The sequence below is a fragment of the Parendozoicomonas sp. Alg238-R29 genome (genome assembly GCF_947331445.1).
GTDB lineage: Bacteria > Pseudomonadota > Gammaproteobacteria > Pseudomonadales > Endozoicomonadaceae > Sansalvadorimonas.
Map to the genome: position 1 here is coordinate 1 of NZ_CAMZOG010000088.1, position 18,440 is coordinate 18,440.

17 protein-coding genes and 1 pseudogene are annotated in these 18,440 nt (G+C 48.5%); 12 read left to right on the forward strand and 6 right to left on the reverse strand.

What is annotated here, in order from left to right; all coding sequences use genetic code 11:
• Positions 1 to 383: 383 nt before the first annotated feature.
• Positions 384 to 524, forward strand: a complete 141-nt coding sequence (locus QMA35_RS17750) for a hypothetical protein (RefSeq protein WP_281648493.1) — start codon at positions 384 to 386, stop codon at positions 522 to 524.
• A 114-nt stretch (positions 525 to 638) separates the two neighbouring features.
• Here the strand turns inward: QMA35_RS17750 and QMA35_RS17755 are convergent, their stop codons facing one another.
• The 4 genes from QMA35_RS17755 to QMA35_RS17770 all read right to left on the reverse strand — a co-directional run bounded on the left by QMA35_RS17755 (position 639) and on the right by QMA35_RS17770 (position 4,852).
• Positions 639 to 1,478, reverse strand: coding sequence for a carbohydrate ABC transporter permease (locus QMA35_RS17755; RefSeq protein WP_281648494.1), 840 nt, complete (start codon positions 1,476 to 1,478; stop codon positions 639 to 641).
• Positions 1,475 to 2,347: a sugar ABC transporter permease gene (locus QMA35_RS17760; protein WP_281648495.1), complete on the reverse strand. Its 873-nt coding sequence runs from the start codon at positions 2,345 to 2,347 to the stop codon at positions 1,475 to 1,477. The genes QMA35_RS17755 and QMA35_RS17760 overlap by 4 nt, the downstream gene beginning before the upstream one ends.
• A 167-nt stretch (positions 2,348 to 2,514) precedes the next feature.
• Positions 2,515 to 3,807 (reverse strand): ABC transporter substrate-binding protein, encoded by a 1,293-nt coding sequence (locus tag QMA35_RS17765; RefSeq protein WP_281648496.1) that lies wholly within the window; start codon positions 3,805 to 3,807, stop codon positions 2,515 to 2,517.
• Positions 3,797 to 4,852 (reverse strand): ABC transporter ATP-binding protein, encoded by a 1,056-nt coding sequence (locus QMA35_RS17770; RefSeq protein WP_281648497.1) that lies wholly within the window; start codon positions 4,850 to 4,852, stop codon positions 3,797 to 3,799. Before QMA35_RS17770 ends, QMA35_RS17765 begins: the two co-directional genes overlap by 11 nt.
• A gap of 280 nt (positions 4,853 to 5,132) precedes the next feature.
• Between QMA35_RS17770 and QMA35_RS17775 the strand changes: the two genes are divergently transcribed.
• From QMA35_RS17775 to nth, 11 genes are all read left to right on the forward strand, one after another.
• Entirely contained in the window at positions 5,133 to 5,684 is a 552-nt protein-coding gene (locus QMA35_RS17775; protein ID WP_281648498.1) for a prepilin-type N-terminal cleavage/methylation domain-containing protein, read from the forward strand.
• Between the two features lie 272 nt (positions 5,685 to 5,956).
• Complete coding sequence (gene rsxA, locus QMA35_RS17780) at positions 5,957 to 6,541, forward strand: electron transport complex subunit RsxA (RefSeq protein WP_281648508.1); 585 nt, start codon at positions 5,957 to 5,959, stop codon at positions 6,539 to 6,541.
• Positions 6,542 to 6,576: 35 nt separating this feature from the next.
• Positions 6,577 to 7,170, forward strand: a complete 594-nt coding sequence (gene rsxB / locus QMA35_RS17785; RefSeq protein WP_281648509.1) for an electron transport complex subunit RsxB — start codon at positions 6,577 to 6,579, stop codon at positions 7,168 to 7,170.
• Entirely contained in the window at positions 7,167 to 9,419 is a 2,253-nt protein-coding gene (gene rsxC, locus QMA35_RS17790) for an electron transport complex subunit RsxC (protein ID WP_281648499.1), read from the forward strand. The genes rsxB and rsxC overlap by 4 nt, the downstream gene beginning before the upstream one ends.
• Positions 9,420 to 9,428: 9 nt before the next feature.
• A complete protein-coding gene (rsxD, locus tag QMA35_RS17795; protein WP_281648500.1) occupies positions 9,429 to 10,472 on the forward strand; it encodes an electron transport complex subunit RsxD in 1,044 nt (347 codons plus the stop codon).
• Positions 10,469 to 11,173, forward strand: coding sequence for an electron transport complex subunit RsxG (gene rsxG, locus QMA35_RS17800; protein ID WP_281648501.1), 705 nt, complete (start codon positions 10,469 to 10,471; stop codon positions 11,171 to 11,173). Before rsxD ends, rsxG begins: the two co-directional genes overlap by 4 nt.
• Entirely contained in the window at positions 11,166 to 11,870 is a 705-nt protein-coding gene (locus QMA35_RS17805) for an electron transport complex subunit E (RefSeq protein ID WP_281648502.1), read from the forward strand. The genes rsxG and QMA35_RS17805 overlap by 8 nt, the downstream gene beginning before the upstream one ends.
• Positions 11,871 to 11,922: 52 nt before the next feature.
• The gene (locus QMA35_RS17810; protein WP_281648503.1) at positions 11,923 to 12,549 is read left to right on the forward strand and encodes a hypothetical protein; all 627 of its coding nucleotides are present in this window, start codon (positions 11,923 to 11,925) and stop codon (positions 12,547 to 12,549) included.
• Between the two features lie 204 nt (positions 12,550 to 12,753).
• Positions 12,754 to 13,770 (forward strand): hypothetical protein, encoded by a 1,017-nt coding sequence (locus QMA35_RS17815; RefSeq protein WP_281648504.1) that lies wholly within the window; start codon positions 12,754 to 12,756, stop codon positions 13,768 to 13,770.
• Positions 13,767 to 14,792: a metallophosphoesterase gene (locus QMA35_RS17820; protein ID WP_281648505.1), complete on the forward strand. Its 1,026-nt coding sequence runs from the start codon at positions 13,767 to 13,769 to the stop codon at positions 14,790 to 14,792. Before QMA35_RS17815 ends, QMA35_RS17820 begins: the two co-directional genes overlap by 4 nt.
• Before the next feature lie 27 nt (positions 14,793 to 14,819).
• A complete protein-coding gene (gene nth / locus QMA35_RS17825) occupies positions 14,820 to 15,458 on the forward strand; it encodes an endonuclease III (protein ID WP_281648506.1) in 639 nt (212 codons plus the stop codon).
• A gap of 411 nt (positions 15,459 to 15,869) precedes the next feature.
• On the opposite strand, the pseudogene QMA35_RS17830 reads toward nth, so the two are convergent.
• Positions 15,870 to 16,425: pseudogene (locus tag QMA35_RS17830) on the reverse strand (transposase).
• Between the two features lie 231 nt (positions 16,426 to 16,656).
• Positions 16,657 to 18,096, reverse strand: coding sequence for a C2 family cysteine protease (locus QMA35_RS17835; RefSeq protein ID WP_281648507.1), 1,440 nt, complete (start codon positions 18,094 to 18,096; stop codon positions 16,657 to 16,659).
• Positions 18,097 to 18,440 lie beyond the last annotated feature (344 nt).

The following is an 18,440-nucleotide window of genomic DNA, read 5'->3' on the forward strand; positions in this document are numbered from 1 at the left end:
CCTTCGCAGCGAGGGTCAGGAACTTTGGCGAGAAAGGCTGTCAGGGGCTGATACTGCTGGGCTTCCATGCTGAAATACGAGTCTGATAAATGGGAATCAGAGACTACTACAAATTATGTGGCTCGATGGTACCTATTTGATGCAATTGCCCTGCACAAGCCTCCGAAATATTTGAATTGTTTTCCTCCCTGTAACTCTGGCAATATCTGAAAAAAATGGTTCAGTGGTAGATAATAAAACCCCACTTTTCTTCACATTATTGTTATGCGACTTCGCACATTTTTTCTTCGATGTTAGTCTGCCCAACACCCCTGTCAGTGATTCCCTGAACCTTTCCCAATAATCTCTCCTGTTCCTGTAAATCAATAAGAAGGGAGAGATGTATGTCTGCAACGGCACCATACAGTCGGAAGAAATTTATTCTATTCCTGATCACACTGTCCGTTGCTGGGCTTGTTCTTTTCACCCAATGTATGCCATCAGAGATGGCCTCCCATGAAACCACCTGTACAGTTGAATACTGACAGATCTGACCCTCTGAACCTTGATTACAACAAAGTCATGAGCGCTTAGAAAACAAAGATAAGAGTTAGCGGTTTAAAGAATCTGGTTTGTGTCCAAAGTTGCTGAATTATCCCTTATTTAATCCCTGCACGCATAAAGGACTGCACAAACTGTTTCTGGAAAATAAGAAATGCAGCCAGTAATGGTGATACGGCAATCAGTGTACCTGCACAGATCATCGGCCAGTCTACGCCAGATTCCGGAGCGCCAAAGATAGCCATACCAACAGTTAATGGGCGACTGGCTTCTGTGTTAGTCACCACCAATGGCCAGAGAAAATTATTCCAGTGATAACTGATAGAGACCAGCGCATAGGCCAGATAGACCGGTTTGGCCTGCGGCACATACACTTTCCACAACACCTGCAACCTTGAGCAACCTTCTACTCGGGCCGCGTCGTCCAAAGCCTGCGGCACTATGGCAAAGGTTTGCCGCAACAGGAAAATACCAAAGGCACTGGCCATATAAGGCAATCCAACCCCAACCCAGGTGTCGATCATATTCAGGTCAGCCAGTGTCCGGTAATTTTCTACAATCAGAACTTCCGGCATCACCATCAACTGCATCATAACCAACGCCATGACCAAGCCTTGCCCGCGGAAAGGAATGCGCGCCAGCACGTAACCAGCCAAAGTACAGAGTACTAACTGACAACCAAGAATGATTGTTGTAATAATCAGAGTGTTGAGCATATACCGGGCAAAGGGTGCCTGTTCCCAGGCTGAGTAAAAGTGCTCAAGGGTCAGTGGTGCCAACAGATCAAAGTGAGTCGTGTATTCTGCGGGGTGAAAAGCCGCCCAGAAGGCAAACAGCAGAGGCATTAACCATAAAAATCCGAGAATCCAGGCACAGATTTTTTCTGCCAGAGACAATTGGTTGTTAACTGCTGAGGTGTTTATTGCCAAGACCATCATCTGTAGTGAACCCCCTTATCCAGTACGCCAAACTGCAGCCAGGCCAGTAGGGCTAAAATAATCAGCATCACGGTAGTCAGTGTTGCTGCGTACGCTGTGTCAAAAAAGCTGAACGCGTTTTCGTAAATGTAATAAAGCAACAAGTTACTGGCGTTGTTCGGGCCACCTTTGGTCAAAATGAACAGATGATCCACCAGCTTAAAAGCATTGATAAGTGCGTTGATAAAAATGAACAGTGTGGTTGGCATCAGCAGAGGCCAGGTGATGCGTTGAAATACCTGCCAGCGACCGGCGTTTTCTATAGCGGCTGCTTCGTAGAGTGAGCGATCCAGTCCTTGCAATGCAGCAAGATAAAAGATCATAAAGAAGCCAGCCTCTTTCCAAATAGTCATTGCCATTAAACTTGGCAAGGCAAAGTCAGGGTCTCCGAGCCAGTTGATGCCATCAATACCGAACCAACCCAACACATTATTCAGCAGGCCAATTTCCGGTGTATAAAAAAACAACCAGATGTTGGCAACAGCAATCATGGGTAAAACTGTGGGAGTAAAATACGCCAGCCGTACAATAGCCCGGCCTTCCAGTCTGCCATTCACCCAGATAGCCATAGTCAGTGCCAGGGCAATACTGGCTGGAACTGTCACTAACCCATACCAGGTATTGTTCCAGAGTACCTGCCAGAAGATTTCGTCTTCTAACAGAAGTTCAAAGTTTTCCATGCCGACAAAACCTGATGGTTTACCGCCCATCGGGTTGTCGTAAAAGCTGTGCAACAGGGTTTGCACGGCCGGAGTATGGGTAAATGCTGCCAGCATCACGAGGGCTGGTAACAGCAATAACCAGGCGTGGAGTTGCTGGGTTCGGTTCATAGATTCACTGTGAATGTAATATGGCGACAATCGCAAGGTTCCGGTTTACCTTCCCGCTCAAACAATACATCCCTGTATTAATTCGCTCACAGGCCATCCTGGCCTTTGGAAGACAAACCGGAACCTCACTCATCAAACTCCCAGCGAATCTCTGGGAGCATTTGGGGTTAGCGGTAACGCTTAAGAATCCGGTCAGCTTGCCTCTGGGCAGAAGCCAGAGCCTGATCAGCTTCTTTCTCGCCAGTCAGTACAGACTGAATCGCGTCATCGAGAAGCTTACGAACCCGACCAGCTTGATGAGTAGAGAGTTCAGCTGTTGCGTGCTTGAGCTGATCACGGGCTACACCGGCTGCCGGGAACTTCTGTATATAGTCGTACAGTTCTGCCGTTTTATAAGCATCTTCGCTCACACCCATATAGCCGGTTGCCTTACTCCAACCTGCAGCTTGTTCAGGAGCGGTCATGTAACGAATCAATTTCAGGGAAGCAGCTTTTTCTTCTGGAGAAGAATTCTTGAAGACATAGAAGTTACCACCGCCAGTTGGTGAACCCAGTTCCTTCTGTGCAGGCAACATAGCAACGCCAAAGTCGAACTTGGCATTTTTCTTCACTGTTGTCAGGTTACCGGTGGAGTGCCACATCATGGCAGTTTTCCCTTCGAGGAAGTTTTGGCGCAGTGTGCCCCACTCAACAGTGCCCTGAGGCATAATCTCGTGCTTGCTGCCCAGCTCTTCCCAGAAGCTCAGAGCTTCAACAACACCGGGGTTGCTGAAGAAAGTCTGAGTGCCATCCTGATTCATCAACACTTCACCATTCTGCTTGGTGAGTGCGCCGAACATCCAGTAGGGATAGCCAGTGGAAGGTATCATTGCGCCCCACTGCTGCACTTTGCCGCTGGCATCACGCTTGGTGAGTTTCTGACCCATGGTTACCAGCTCATCCCAGCTCTTGGGTGGTTGCTCTGGATTCAGGCCTGCTGCGCGGAAGGCGTCCTTGTTGTAGTACATAACAATGGTTGAACGCTGGAATGGAATCCCCCAGGTTTTGCCTTTGGCTTTACCATTCTGCATCAGTGTTGGGTAGAAACTGTTCAGCCACTGCTTTTCTTCTGGTGTTTTTACCAGATCATCAAAAGCGACAATGGCATCCTGATCCATCAGTTCGTGTACGTCGATAGAAAACATCACAGAAAGCTGAGCAGGTTTTCCACTGTTCAGGGCTGCCAAGGCTTTAACGCGGGCATCATTATAGTTGCCAGCATATATTGCATTGACGTCAATATCGGGATTCTGCTTTTCAAACCCTTCAATCATATTGTCTACTATCTTGGTCAGTGGGCCACCAACTGCAACTGGGTAGTACATGGTCAATTCAGTCTGAGCGCTAACAGAAGCCGAGAAACTAATGGCGGCCAGGGCCGCTGTCACAGTGCGGCCAAGCATTGGCAGTTTACGCAGCATAATGAGTTTCCTTTTTCGTGTATTCTATGTGTTGTTCTTGCAGGGCGTCAGCCGCTACCCGCTGACCACTTGTACGACAGAAGCTGTGCTGGTCCTGCTCAGCCCAGCTGATTTCGAGAGAACTTCCAGGTTGTAATTTTTGGTGGCCTGTTATTCTCAGTTGCAAACTATGCTCATCCAGTTGTAGCTGAATTAAGGTGTCTGCTCCCAAGTAATCACAACCTTTTACAACCGCTCGATGAGAACTTTTTAAACCCATCCCCGGTTGCACTAACTGAATATGTTCAGGCCGAACACCCAGCACACGGTTTTCGATGCGAATGAGATTCATTGGAGGAGCACCAATAAACTGCGCGGCAAAGGTGGTAGCAGGTTGGTTATAAAGTTCTTCCGGGCGGCCTATTTGTTCAATACGCCCTCTGTTCAAAAGGATGATCCGGTCTGCCATACTCATCGCTTCTGTCTGGTCATGGGTTACATAGAGAACTGTCATACCCAAACGCTGTTGCAAAGCTCTGAGTTCTGAGCGCATTTCAGCCCGTAATTTGGCATCCAGATTTGAGAGGGGTTCATCCATCAGGCACAGGCGGGCTTCTGAAATGACGGCGCGCGCCAGAGCCACACGTTGACACTGACCACCGGAAAGCTGACCGGGTTTCTTGTGGAGGTGGGAGCCAAGATCCACCAGCTCAATGACAAAATTAAGCCGACGTTTCTGTTCTTCTTTAGAAACCTTACGTACCTGCAGCCCAAAAAGAATATTCTCCCGAACACTTAAATGTGGGAACAAAGCATAAGACTGAAACACCATAGCCAGATCCCGTTTACCGGGTGACAGGTGCGTAATTTCTTTATCATTGAGGTAGATATGGCCGCTATCCGGTGCTTCCAGACCAGCAATCATACGTAATGTTGTGGATTTACCGCAGCCAGAAGGGCCAAGAAGAGCAACAAATTCACCAGATTCCACTGTGAAATCAATATCGTCTGCGGCGGGTGGGTCACCCCAGGATTTGCGCAGTTTCTGAATGCTTAAACGACTCATGAAAAGACAGCCAGAGAGAAAGTTGCGCTCTATATTGCTGCGATTTGGTGACACCTGGATGAATGAAATATTTCAGAAATATGACCCCATGGCTATAGAGCCTGTTCCGCGAACACCTCATTTCACAAGCTTTTCCCTCTCAAACACTTGATTCTTTAATAGGCATTCCCCTGTTACAGATTTCATCGCTCCATCTTACACACCCCCCTGCACATGAGCTTTCGCTTTAAACAGATTCATCTAGATTTATGGGATAATCAAAGGAGTGAAAGGTGAGGTCATGAAACAGCCCCTTACAGGGAATAGCACGGGCTTTACATTGCTTGAACTGCTGATTGTAGTGGCTATTATTGGAATTCTGGCGGCTTTAATGACCACCTCCTACCAAACTTACCGAACCCGCGCCGTACTTACTCATGAAGCGCTGCCTTTCTTACGGGATATTGGCATCAGAGCCACAGAGCACTTCGCTGTATATAATGATTTGAACTACTTCTGTCCCTCTGTAACTACCACCAACCCTAACGAGCTTATCACCAACATTGGTTGCTACCCCATAAGTGGAAACAATTACCCAATCCGTGTTATCGCCATCTTAAATGAAGCTGAGTTGCCAGCCGATCTTCCCGCCAACCCAAGGCTGACCATATTCCCAATCAAAACAGATGGCACACTCATCTGGTATTGTGGATACGTTGAAAGTTATCGTATCCCTGGAAAGTATCTTCCAGAAAGTTGCCGAAATAACTATATATCTTTAAATGATGATCTCATTGTTGATGGTGTTAATCTCTCGTCTCAGGGAATTTATCCAAGAAATGCTAACCGATAAGACTCCCTGCTGTTATTTCATTCCAGAGACCTTATAATCCTGCCTCCGTCACCCGGACTGGATATTCAGCTGCGCTCTAATCAACCACAAGGCATAAGCATATTTCCAAAAGTGATGACAATAGTAGCTCCCCATAGTTGTACGAAATAATGGGCTTCTGAATAACACCCTCCACCGGAATACGGATACAACCGCCCTGAAGCCTGTTGAGGTTTTAGCAAAGGCACATTGCGCCGTCACGGCTCTTTGGAGTAAATCTGTTTATGGAAACCATGACCGAGCTGTCTCTTATTCTGGTCAGCGCCATACTGGTCAACAATTTTGTGCTGGTACAGTTCCTCGGACTGTGCCCGTTTATGGGTGTCTCCAACAGGCTGGAAACAGCTGTGGGTATGTCTCTGGCCACCACCTTTGTTTTGACACTGGCCTCTATCTGCTCCTATATCACTTATCAATACATTCTTGTGCCGCTGGGGCTGGAGTTTCTCAAAACCCTCGCCTTTATATTGGTGATAGCGGTGGTCGTGCAATTCACGGAAATGGCTGTACGAAAAACCAGCCCGCTGCTCTATCGGGTTTTAGGCGTCTTCCTGCCACTGATCACCAGTAACTGTGCCGTACTTGGTGTTGCTCTGCTGAACAGTAACCGTTTGAACTCTACCTTTATTGATTCCGCCCTGTACGGCTTTGGTGCTGCGGCTGGATTCTCTCTGGTGCTGGTGTTGTTTGCCGCCATGCGCGAGCGTATTGCAGTTGCCGATGTACCCACGCCTTTCCGTGGCGCTGCAATTGGCATGGTAACAGCTGGTTTTATGTCTCTGGCCTTTATGGGCTTCACCGGTCTGATCAAGCTGTAAGGAGAGCTGGAAACAGGTTTATGGACTTTTTATCCCTGGAAATTGTGATTTACGCTCTTCTTGCCCTGCTGGCCCTTGCGCTGATTTTTGGCGCAATACTGGGCTTTGCGTCTGAGCGTTTTAAAGTAGAAGGCAACCCCATCGTTGACCAAATCAACGATCTACTGCCCCAGACCCAGTGCGGCCAGTGTGGTCACCCTGGTTGCAAACCTTATGCAGAAGGCATTGCCAATGGCGAGCCTATTAATAAATGTCCTCCTGGCGGTCAAGCAACAATCAATGCCCTTGCCGACCTTTTGGATATGGAGCCCATGGAGCTGGACGACGAACATGGGGAAGAAAAACCTCCCATGGTCGCCTATATCCGGGAAGATGAATGTATTGGTTGCACCAAGTGCATTCAGGCCTGCCCCGTAGATGCCATTCTCGGCGCAGCCAAGCAGATGCACACTGTCATTATCGATGAATGTACCGGCTGCGACCTTTGCGTTGAACCGTGTCCGGTGGATTGTATTGATATGCTGCCCATTGCAACCACCACCCGTAACTGGCGGTGGTCACTGCCCACTCCTCCTGAACAGAACACTGCGCAATTGATTGCAACCGATAAACAGGGGGAAGTGGCATGAGTGCAACCCCTCCAAGAACAATTCATGATTTCCCGGGTGGCGTGCATCCGGAAGAAAACAAACATCAGTCCATCCAGACACCGATTGCCATACCACCTTTGCCAGCACGGCTGGTATTGCCGCTGAACCAACATTCCGGCGCACCAGCACAAGCATTGGTCAATGTGGGTGATCAGGTACTGAAAGGCCAGGTTCTGGCTAAAGCCAGTGGCTTTGTCAGCGCGCCAGTTCATGCCCCAACATCCGGCACAATCACCGCTATTGAAATGCATCCAGTCCCTCACTGGTCCGGATTGGAAGAATCCTGCCTGATTCTGCAACCGGATGGCAAAGATCAATGGTGCGAACTTTCACCCGTTGCTGATTACACAACGGCAGAACAGGAAGATCTGGTACAACGCATTCACGACGCTGGCGTTGTTGGCCTGGGCGGTGCGGGTTTCCCTGCAGCGGTAAAAATGTCATCCCGCAAGGCCAGTAAAATTCACACTTTGGTTGTGAATGGTGCCGAGTGTGAGCCCTATATTACTGCTGACGACATGCTGATGCGTGAACGGGCTGAGCAACTGGTATCCGGCATAGAAATCCTCCAGCACATGCTATCTCCTGAGCAGGTGTTAATCGGCATCGAAAACAACAAACCTGAAGCCATTGCCGCTATGGAAAAAGCCTGTGCTGGTAAAGAAAGAATTGAAGTTTGTACGATACCGACTAAATATCCATCCGGTGACGCACAACGTTTAATCTGGTTGTTAACGGGCAAGGAAGTGCCCAGCGATGCCCGTTCTGTAGATATCGGTATTCTCTGTTATAACGTCGGCACCATTGTTGCCGTTCACGATGCCATTATTCATGGCCGCCCACTGATTTCCCGTATTACAACACTGAGCGGTTCTGCTCTCGCACGTCCAGGTAATGTTGAAGTACTGATCGGCACGCCTGCAGAACACCTGCTTGTTTTTGCCGGTATTAAAGATAACGAGTTCCACACCCTGATTCAGGGTGGCCCGATGATGGGGCATACGCTGGAAACCACTGCGGTTCCGGTGAGCAAGACCAGTAACTGTTTTATTGCCGGTACTGAACAGGAGTTCCCTGCCGCACCACCGGCTCAGGCCTGCATTCGTTGTGGTTTGTGTGCTGATGCCTGCCCGGTTGAATTGCTGCCCCAGCAGCTGCACTGGTATTCCAAAGCCCAGAACCATGACCAGCTCCAGCATCACAACCTGTTTGACTGCATAGAATGTGGTGCCTGCTCCTATGTCTGCCCAAGCGCCATTCCACTGGTGCAATATTATCGGGCATCCAAAGATGAGATTCGGGCTCAAAAGGCGAAGAGCGAAAAAGCCGAACGTTCACGGGTTCGTTTTGAGCAGCGTCAGGCTCGTCTGGAAGCTGCTGCTGCCGAGAAAGAAGCTCGCCGCATAGCCAATGCGGAAAAAGCCCGCAAGGTGAAAGAAGCGAAAGCTGCTGCCGCAAAAGAATCTCCAGACGGTGACAAACCTGCTAAAACCGCTGAGGTTGACCCAGTTGCCGCTGCTCTTGAGCGGGCAAAAGCCAAGAAAGCTGCTCGCGCTGCTGGAACAGAAGCCCCGGCTAAACCCGCTAAGCCCCAACTTTCCCCCAAACAGAAGGAACTGAAAATTCAGCTTTCCATGTCCAAGGCTCAGCTGAAGAAATCCGAACGTGCATTGGGGCAAGCTGAGGAAGATTCAGAGGATGCAGCCAAGCTCAACGATAATATTGCCATGTTGAAGCAACAGGTTGAGACACTGCAGAAAGAGTTTGATTCTCAGGCCGATGCCGCTCCCCAACCAGCTGAAAACAAAACCAGCGAAGAAAAACCTGCCAAAGCGAAAAAGCCAGAACTCAGCGCCGATGAGAAAAAACGCAAAATAGAGTTGGCTATGGCAAAAGCCGCCATGAAGAAAACGGAGCGGGCTTTGGCTGCCGCACTGGAAAGCAACAACGAAGACACGGAACAACTGAAACAAAAGTTGGCTGAACAGAAGCAAGCTCTTGAACTGCTTGAGCAATCAGCACCACCAGCAAAACCGAAAAAAACCGCTCTCAGCGATGAAGAAAAGAAGCGCAAGATTGAGCTGGCGATGAAAAAGGCAGCGGTTAAAAAAGCGGAACGGGCTTTAGCTGCCGCGGAAGAAGCAGGCAGTGACCACATTGAAACCCTGCGCCAGACGTTGGAAGACAAGCGTCGTGAGCTAACTGAAAGCGAAAGTGCGGAGGCGTGAGGCGACACTATGGCATTAATTAGACAGACTTCGCCCCATACCTTGGGACAAAACCAGACTAACAATATCATGCGATTGGTTATGATGGCTCTGGTGCCAGCTCTGGCTGTACAGGTCGGCTTCTTTGGCTGGGGAGCATTGATAAACCTTATCTGGTGCTCACTGGTTGCATTGGGTTCAGAAGCTCTTGTACTGATACTGCGCAAAAGGCCACTGGCGTTTTACCTGAAAGACGGCAGCGCTCTGGTCACAGCCTGGCTGCTGGCGATGGCTATTCCTCCCGGATCGCCCTGGTGGCTCTCGCTGATGGGTGTAAGTTTTGCCATCGTATTTGGCAAACAGCTTTATGGTGGCATGGGGCAGAACCCTTTTAATCCGGCCATGCTGGCTTATGTACTGCTGCTGATTTCCTTCCCTCTGGAAATGACCAGCTGGTTTGCCCCGCAGGGAGCAGGGTTGGAAATCACTGGTTTTACTGATTCCCTACAGGCTATTTTCGCTGATCATGCCATTGATGGCTGGACAATGGCGACGCCACTGGATGTTGTTCGGGAAAATAAAAGTCTGACTATAGCCGAGCTGTGGCTGGAAAAACCGCAACTTTCCGGCATGACTGGCACTGGCTGGTTCTGGATAAATCTTGCCTTTCTCGCTGGTGGCTTGTTTTTGCTGAAACAAAAAGTCATCAGCTGGCATGCACCTGTTGGAATGCTGGCTGGCCTTGGCATCATGTCCTTGCTTTTCTGGAATGGCACCGGCTCCGAATCCCATGGTTCACCAATATTCCATCTATTCTCCGGCGCAGCGATGATGGGTGCTTTCTTTATTGTCACCGACCCGGTCAGTGGCGCGACGTCCAATAAAGGCCGCCTGTTGTTCGGTCTCGGGGTGGGCGTGATCACATATATTATTCGAGCCTGGGGTGGTTACCCTGATGGGGTTGCCTTCGCTACCCTGCTTATGAATATGGCGGCTCCCGCCATCGACTACTGGACTCAGCCCCGCACTTACGGGCACCGTAAACCTAAGCGCGGAATGGCGAAATCAGAATGACCACAGAAACTCCCAACCCAGCTGCGGGCGACGAAACATTCACGGCCATTCGCCGAAACAGCCTGAGCCTTGGACTTTTTGCCCTGCTGACTGTGGGTCTGGTTTCCCTGACCTGGCTGGCAACCAAAGACCGCATTGCTGATCAGGTTCGTGCCAGTGAAGAGCGTGCGCTTTATCAGGTATTGCCCAAAAACAACTTTGATAACTCTCTGCTGGATACCACGATTATCCTGCCTGATACAGAGTTACTGGGCCCAATTGCCGATGGCGCAAAGGGCTGGGTAGCTTTCAAAAATTCCCAGCCAGCTGCCGTCATTCTTCCGGTTGTAGCTCCAGATGGCTATAACGGCCGGATTCAGTTGCTGGTATCTGTGAACTATCAGGGCGAACTGACCGGTGTGCGAGTTGTGTCCCACAAAGAAACGCCTGGACTGGGCGACAGCATTGAACGCCGTGTTTCCGACTGGATTCTCAGCTTTGCTGGCAAGTCACTGTTATATCCCGAAGCCGATGGCTGGGCTGTAGAGAAAGATGGTGGTGATTTTGATCAGTTCACAGGCGCAACTATCACCCCCCGCGCCGTTGTTGGTGCTGTTTACCGAGCACTGGAATATTTTTCCCAAAATCGGGAAGAGTTATTTCAACGAGGTGAAGCAGTGCTGAATGCCAGCAACATTGGTCAGGAGAGTTCTAATGGCTGAATTTCAACCCCGTGAAATCACAGTACAGGGATTGTGGAAAAACAATCCGGCACTGGTTCAACTTCTCGGTTTGTGTCCATTGCTGGGGGTTTCCAGCAGCGTGGTAAACGCTCTCGGGCTAGGGCTAGCCACCATCGCAGTGTTGGTTTGCTCTAACCTGCTGGTGTCCCTGTTCCGCAACTATGTACCGGATACTATTCGACTGCCGGTATTTGTGATGATTATTGCCTCGCTTACTACCTGTGTGGAACTGGTGATGCAGGCTTACACCTATGAACTCTACAAAATCCTCGGTATTTTCATTCCGCTGATTGTAACCAACTGCATTATCCTGGGCCGTGCTGATGCCTTTGCCTCCCGTAATGCCCCTGTTCCGGCTGTACTGGACGGCTTGATGATGGGTTTAGGCTTTGCCGGAGTTTTGATTCTGCTTGGTGCTCTGCGGGAGTTGGTTGGTCAGGGCACCCTGATGACTAATATGGACTTCCTGCTCGGCCCTGTAGCTGCTAACTGGAAGATTATTGTCATTCCTGATTACAAAATGTTCCTGTTCGCTATTCTGCCCCCCGGTGCTTTTGTATTTATGGGGTTACTGATTGCCGTGAAAAATATCGCTGACAACAAAATGGAACAGGTCAGGCTGGCAAACCGGGAAAAACCCTCCAAAGGAATCAAGCGAGTTCGGATCACCGGGTAACTAGCTGCTAACCTGAAGACAAAGAGTTGGAGACTCCAAGGAAGGCGGATCAATGTCCATTGTCTCATCTGTTCGAGCGGTTATTGCCGACACCCTACGCAGCCATATTAAATCGGCCCGCACCAAGAACACTTACTTTAACTGGGTGGTTGAAAAGATCAGTCCTCAAATGCGTTTTTGGCCTGCCGACCAAGTGGCTCAATATCCCAAGGGAAAAAACCTTGATGACTGGGATATCGCCCCCACTGCCCCCAAAAGAAGTGTGTTCCATAAAAAATCCCCCTTGGAAAAGGCTGGCATCTGGAAGGCGCAATACTTGAAACGTTTTAAGGGTGCCCATGTTTATGACTCCACACTTGTTAATGAAGCCATAGAACAGATCAATAAAGGCAAACCTTTAAGAGCGCTGCTCTTAATCCAGCACTCAATGGACAGAACAGACATCTCTACAAAGCTGGTTAATACCGCTGCCGATGGCCGCGTTGGTCATGGCAGGGATGAAAAGAAGCACTCCCAGAATGTGAAAACGGAAGAGGACGAGCTAAAAAAACACAGAGATGAGCTTAGGTTTATTGCCTCCAGCTCAGATCACTACGCTAATTACTCCTCTGCAACGATAGATGACTCATTAGAAGCCATAGAGCTGGCTTTCAACAGAGCCATGGAAGAGATCAACTAAACCTATTGCCGTCAAAAATCCGGATAAGCATCCTTTCAAAATGCTGGCAGCCATAGAGGCTCTCGGCAATGCCCTTCGGGTGGCGCTGAAAGCCGCCATACGCTGCGTCGTATGCTTAATTGAGAACGTCCCCTAACTCCCCCCGTAAAATTGCCGATTGATACCCATTAACGGCAAAGACTTGTTACAGGGTGGAGTTGGCTAATGAAAGTCCTCAATAATATAAGAACCAATCTCGCAGATTTTATACACAACCACTCCAGCTCAAGCCGTCGGGCGGGAACCTATTTAAATCGCCTGGTTCAATTTATTCGCCCAGCCCACAGCATTCGAAGCTTTGCTCCACAACCCGGACATACCCCTCGTTCTGTTCCATTAGCTCAAAGGCATATAGCCCATACCAGGGCGAACCAATCCGTTCAAATGCTTGAAGCGAAAGTTAAAAAAGACCTGGCCAGAGAAGCCGACCAAAAAGAGCCCAATATCAGTCACAGCCCCGATCAGCAAAAGATCGGAATTCGAGACGCGGTTAAATACGGCTTTCAAATGATTGACCGGGGGCAAGCCTATGAGGCCCGGTTATTTCTCGAAGACATTATGAACCAGCCTGGAAGTGACCCGGATAAGGTTCGTAGTGATATTGAAACAATGCTGAAAGGAAATACTCAAAGGAATCATAGTGAAAATTCACGAGCCATATTTTACGCCGAAATCGAAAATGCCCATGACCATATAAAAAGTATTGAAGGGAACTATCCCGAAGATACTGCGAGTGACAACATTCTTTATATGGAAAACAGGCTCGACGAGGCTGAGGAGTGGGCTGGACGAGCTGCCGAAAAAGATCCTTACCTGTTGCTACAGCTCTCCCGTTATAACAACACCTCTAACTTGACCCGCGAATTGCTTCGCCAGACTAGCGGTGGACATGCCTATCGCACCCGGGTTCTCGCTGAGAAATATCTATCAAAAGTCCCTGCTGATCAACGTGAACACAGCAAGGTGATTCTTATTGATAAGGTTTGTAATGACTGGGCCTCCAAAAACTACCATACCGAGTCTGACCGGGCGGTGGCTGAACGACAAATTCTTGCGGCCTTTGAAAAAGTTTCTACGGGCAACGACTATCCCGAGTTAACCCCTGAATGGCATCAAGCCAACCCTAATCAGGATATTCATGAAGCCAGACTGGCCGAACAACTCCGAAGCGTTCGCCCATGAAAAACTCATTCAGAGTTACCCTGATTTGTTGTTTACTGTCATCTCAACTCAATGCAGAAACTGTGAGTTTTGTCGCATTGGGGGACTTTGGCACAGGAGACTGGCGACAGCATGCTGTTTCTGAAGCCATTGGTAAAGTATGCAGCGAACAGCGCCTGTGTAACCTGGCTGTTGGCCTGGGCGATAATATCTATGATCACGGTGCCACCAGCGAAAATGACCTGAACTTTCTGACCCGGTTTGAAGTCCCTTACGCAAATCTTGATATGCCTTTCTATATGACCCTTGGCAATCACGATATTACCCGGATCAAAAACAAGGACAATCTGGATATTAAACGGGGTGATATTCAAGTTCAGTATCATTATCGGGAAGACCGGATCAGCAACAAGTGGTATATGCCCGCCCGCTATTATCACGTCCCTTATCCTGAAGAGTCACCGGATACAGATTTCCTTTCATTAGACTCTTCTACCCTGGCGGGCGACAACGCCTATCAGAAGGAGTACGACCAGCAGGAACAGATAACCGCCCATACCAACTGGCTCAGTAATCTGATGCCCCAGTTAAAAGCCCGCTGGCGAATTGCCTTTACTCACTACCCTTATCTTTCCAATGGGCGTCACGGCAATGCAGGAGATTATGATGGCGTACAAGGGCGAGGTCAGCTCTGGCAGCAACTTGTTGAAAATAATCTTTGCGACAAAGTTCATTTGTTGCTGAGCGGCCACGACCATACACTGCAGTTTCTTCAGGCAAACAGTCAGTGTGGTCGCACGTTGTTTGTTGTCTCAGGAGCAGCAGGAAAGCGTGAAAGCCTGGTGGATAAAAATCGTAACCCCGCCTACTGGCAATCTGAAAATACCCTTGGCTTTTTCTGGATTCAGCTCACTGAAAGCGACATGACCATAGAAGCCTGGACTCTAGATCGTGAAAACCAGCCTGAAATGGCCTGGCAAAGTAAACACTCCTACTTTCCCCTGAATGATCAGGAAGTGTTAGGTATACTCGGCTCACAATAACTGCGTCTGCTGTTTAATGAGTCGAGAATGAACAAGGGAAAACGTCAGGAAATCTTTACCCGCCTGCGGGATGACAACCCAAATCCGCAAACCGAACTAAAATATAACAATCCTTTTGAGCTATTGATTGCTGTTTTGTTATCAGCCCAGGCAACGGATGTGGGCGTTAATAAAGCGACCCGTAAGCTCTACCCTGTTGCCAATACTCCACAGGCAATTCTCGACCTGGGGTTGGATGGTTTGAAAGGCTATATCAAAACCATTGGCCTGTTTAATACCAAAGCCGTAAACGTGATGAAGACCTGTGCCATTCTGGTTGAAAAATATGATGGGGAGATTCCGGAAACGCGAGAAGAGCTGGAAGCGCTGCCTGGCGTAGGAAGGAAGACAGCAAATGTCGTGTTAAATACAGCTTTTCGACAAGTGGCCATGGCTGTGGACACCCACATATTCCGTGTATCTAATCGCACCGGCATTGCTCCCGGAAAGAATGTTCTGGAAGTAGAAAAGCGGTTAATCCGACTAGTACCTCAAGAGTTTCTTCTGGATGCTCACCATTGGCTGATTCTTCATGGCCGTTATGTATGCAAGGCACGTAAACCACAGTGTGGCTCCTGCCGGATTGAAGATCTGTGCGAGTTTAAAGAGAAAGATAAATACATTTAATTCATCAAAAGCTCTGCCTGTATTTACCCTGCTATAACGCAGCTATTTCCTGTGGGCTACGACCGAAATACCGTTTAAACTCGCAGCTAAACTGGAGAGGGCTTTCATAGCCTACATGGGAGACAGCCTGTTTAACTTTCATTCCCTGATTCATCAGCAGCTCCCGTGCTTTATTTAAACGATTTTTTTATGTATTGGATGGGAGACGATGCAGTGACCTGGCGGAAATTTCGGTGAAATGTTGATGGACTCATATTCGCCATGCACGCAAGCTGATCGATAGCGAGGTTTTCTGAATAAAGACTTCCCTGGCTCTACGACGGTTTCGCACTCTGCTGGCATAGGAAGAGTCAACACCAGGTAATTGTCTGGGTTGTATTCATATACCCGAGTGAACTCAAGACGCTGGCTTTAGCACCTGAAATTATCATTAATTCTGTTGCCTAACGATGCTCCAATTTCAGGCAAAGTTTCAGAAAAGAAGTGGTTTATCTTTTGCCTGAATTTTTTGCTTGTGCAAAATACTCGTTGTTGCGGGCATACTCATTCATGACCTTCCATAGTCCTTCCATAGTCCTTCCATAGTCCTTCCATAGTCCTTCAATGGGGTTCAGATTAGGGCTGTATGGTGGGAGATATGAAGTTCTATCTTTAACTCGTGGCTGCCGTGAGCATCAGTGTGCTCAAGGTACTCGGTCAGTTGTTCGGTTGGCTCGTCACTCAGGAAGCTTTCGCTACCGCCATTATCAGGCTTCAATTTTTCCTTTTGAAGATAACCATCCAAATCACGGTGGATAGTGTATTCGCTCTTTCTCAAGGCTTGGGCAATCGGCAAGGTGGACCAACCTTCGGAACTCAGTAAAACGGCTTTAATCCGGTCGCACTCCCGTACATCACGCGTATTCTTATGGCGTGATTCCAAGTCTGATTTTTGTTGCGGGGTGAGAGTGGTTTTTGACACGAACATAAACTGGAGAAAAACGGCTTGAATATCAAGCACCTCCAATGGTTACGAGTATAAAACATCTGAAAAAAGCCTCTAGAGTGAAAATACTATTACAGTCTCCCAAATTCGGGTGATTCTCCGAATTGCAAAAATCATCGGGATGTTTTTTTCTGAGAACAATCAAGTATTCGTAAATACTCTTCTTGCAAGAAGAGTCGAGTTATCTCCTGGAAGTCAGTATGCCCCTTGCATCTACAGCTGTGTCTCAGCGATCTCTGGTGAGGCCTGATGCGATACTATCTTCTCTTTACTATCAGAATCTGTTCTTAACTGAATCCCACCCGCACAAATAGCAGCCTTGCAGAACATTGAAGACACCTCATCCCAGGAAACAAAGGCTACAGCACCGCCGGCAGATTTTACCTGAAAGGAATGCTCTTGCTCAGCCAGTACAACGTCTTTTAACCATTCTACATTTTCACGGGCAGAGCCATAGGGATCAAAAAACAAAAAACCATCTTGACTCTGTACACGTGCTGGCCCGATAACCCCATAGGCATGACCTGTTGCCATTCCCTTAAGCAAGGCTTGACCTTTAGCCTTCATATTTTTATCAGTTCCCATAACGACGGGAACGCCGAGCTCGATATTTCTTCGTAAATAGTCCAGATGCTGCGCAAATTCACAACCATCAATTGTCACTGCATACTTTGATCGCCGCTCATTGTGATCGTCATACGAGATTGCTACCGGCAATAGCACTTCTAAACCTTGCAGGAGTTCCCCCTGATCGAGCAAACCCAAATCAGGTCGAACAACTAAATGTGACAGAGCAGCCTTAACCTCAACGTCACCGGCATCATCCGTGCCTGACAAACACGCCTCCAGGCACTCTCGACGTTGGTACAGAAAGGCGTGATAGGCTTTTTCAAACAATGCGGGCCAGATGCAGTTCTTTCCAGTATGAAATGAATAAAGATGCTCCCCACGACGATTCACCAATAACCGCTGGCTAATAGAAACGTCTACTGTTTTATTAATCTGCTTGTCATAGAAGCGAACCGTAACATTACCGGGTACCCGATCATATTGGATCATGCTCTTCAGAGCCACCCTGCCCGCCGGACAACTGGCATAAGCAGCCAGCGCAGCCATCATATAACAGGTATTTCTGTTGTAACTCTGCTGAACATCCACAGGTAATGGCTCCGTAGGGAAGAGTGGATTCTCGCCTGTATATTGATAATCACCCTCCCTGCCTGCAGGGTATCTGGCATCTTTCCAATCCTGCTGTAATTGTTGGTCGCTGACAGCGATTGAAACTATTTCGGGTTCTACTGCTTCCGCACCACATACCGCCTGTTCTTGCCCCACCGGCGACTTTGGTAGTTCTGTCGCCACTGGTAAAGACTTGGGTTGACTCACAGGCCTAGGCAAAGATGCATACTCGGAACCCTTGACGGTGCCCGGCAAATCTGTTTTAAAAAAATTTCCAAGATTAAAATGATGCAGGTGTTGCACCCCCCTGAATCTAATCGGTTTTGATGCCGATTCAGGAGCCGCCAGATTGCCCTCCAGGCACCTATCAACCGTACTACATTCCGTAAGCTTACGTCGCATAGCTGCAACGGCCTTTTTTGAGCTGTTGGCCGTACTACCAGTGCCATCACCAATGAATTCGAACGCGCTCATAAATTCACTGGAACTGCTGGATACCGACTTTCCTGATTTCTGCAAAATTTGACACCTGAATAGCGAGAGATTGAATCCATTTAGGTCACAAAGGGAGGGAAATACTCCCTGACATTGTCAACAAGAGAGTAAGAGACACTGTCATAGCCTTGCCTCTGGAAAGTCTTCACATGGGGCAGGTGGGCTCTGTTCACAATAAATGTGGGTTAAGCCAATGAGATGCTTCCTGATCTAACAAACTCTCTTCCGAGAAGATATGTGTCTTTAAAAATCGTTTCCAGCCCAGATAGCGCGATAAATATTTCGTTGCTACGCCTTTGAAAAAACCATTAATCCAACGTTTG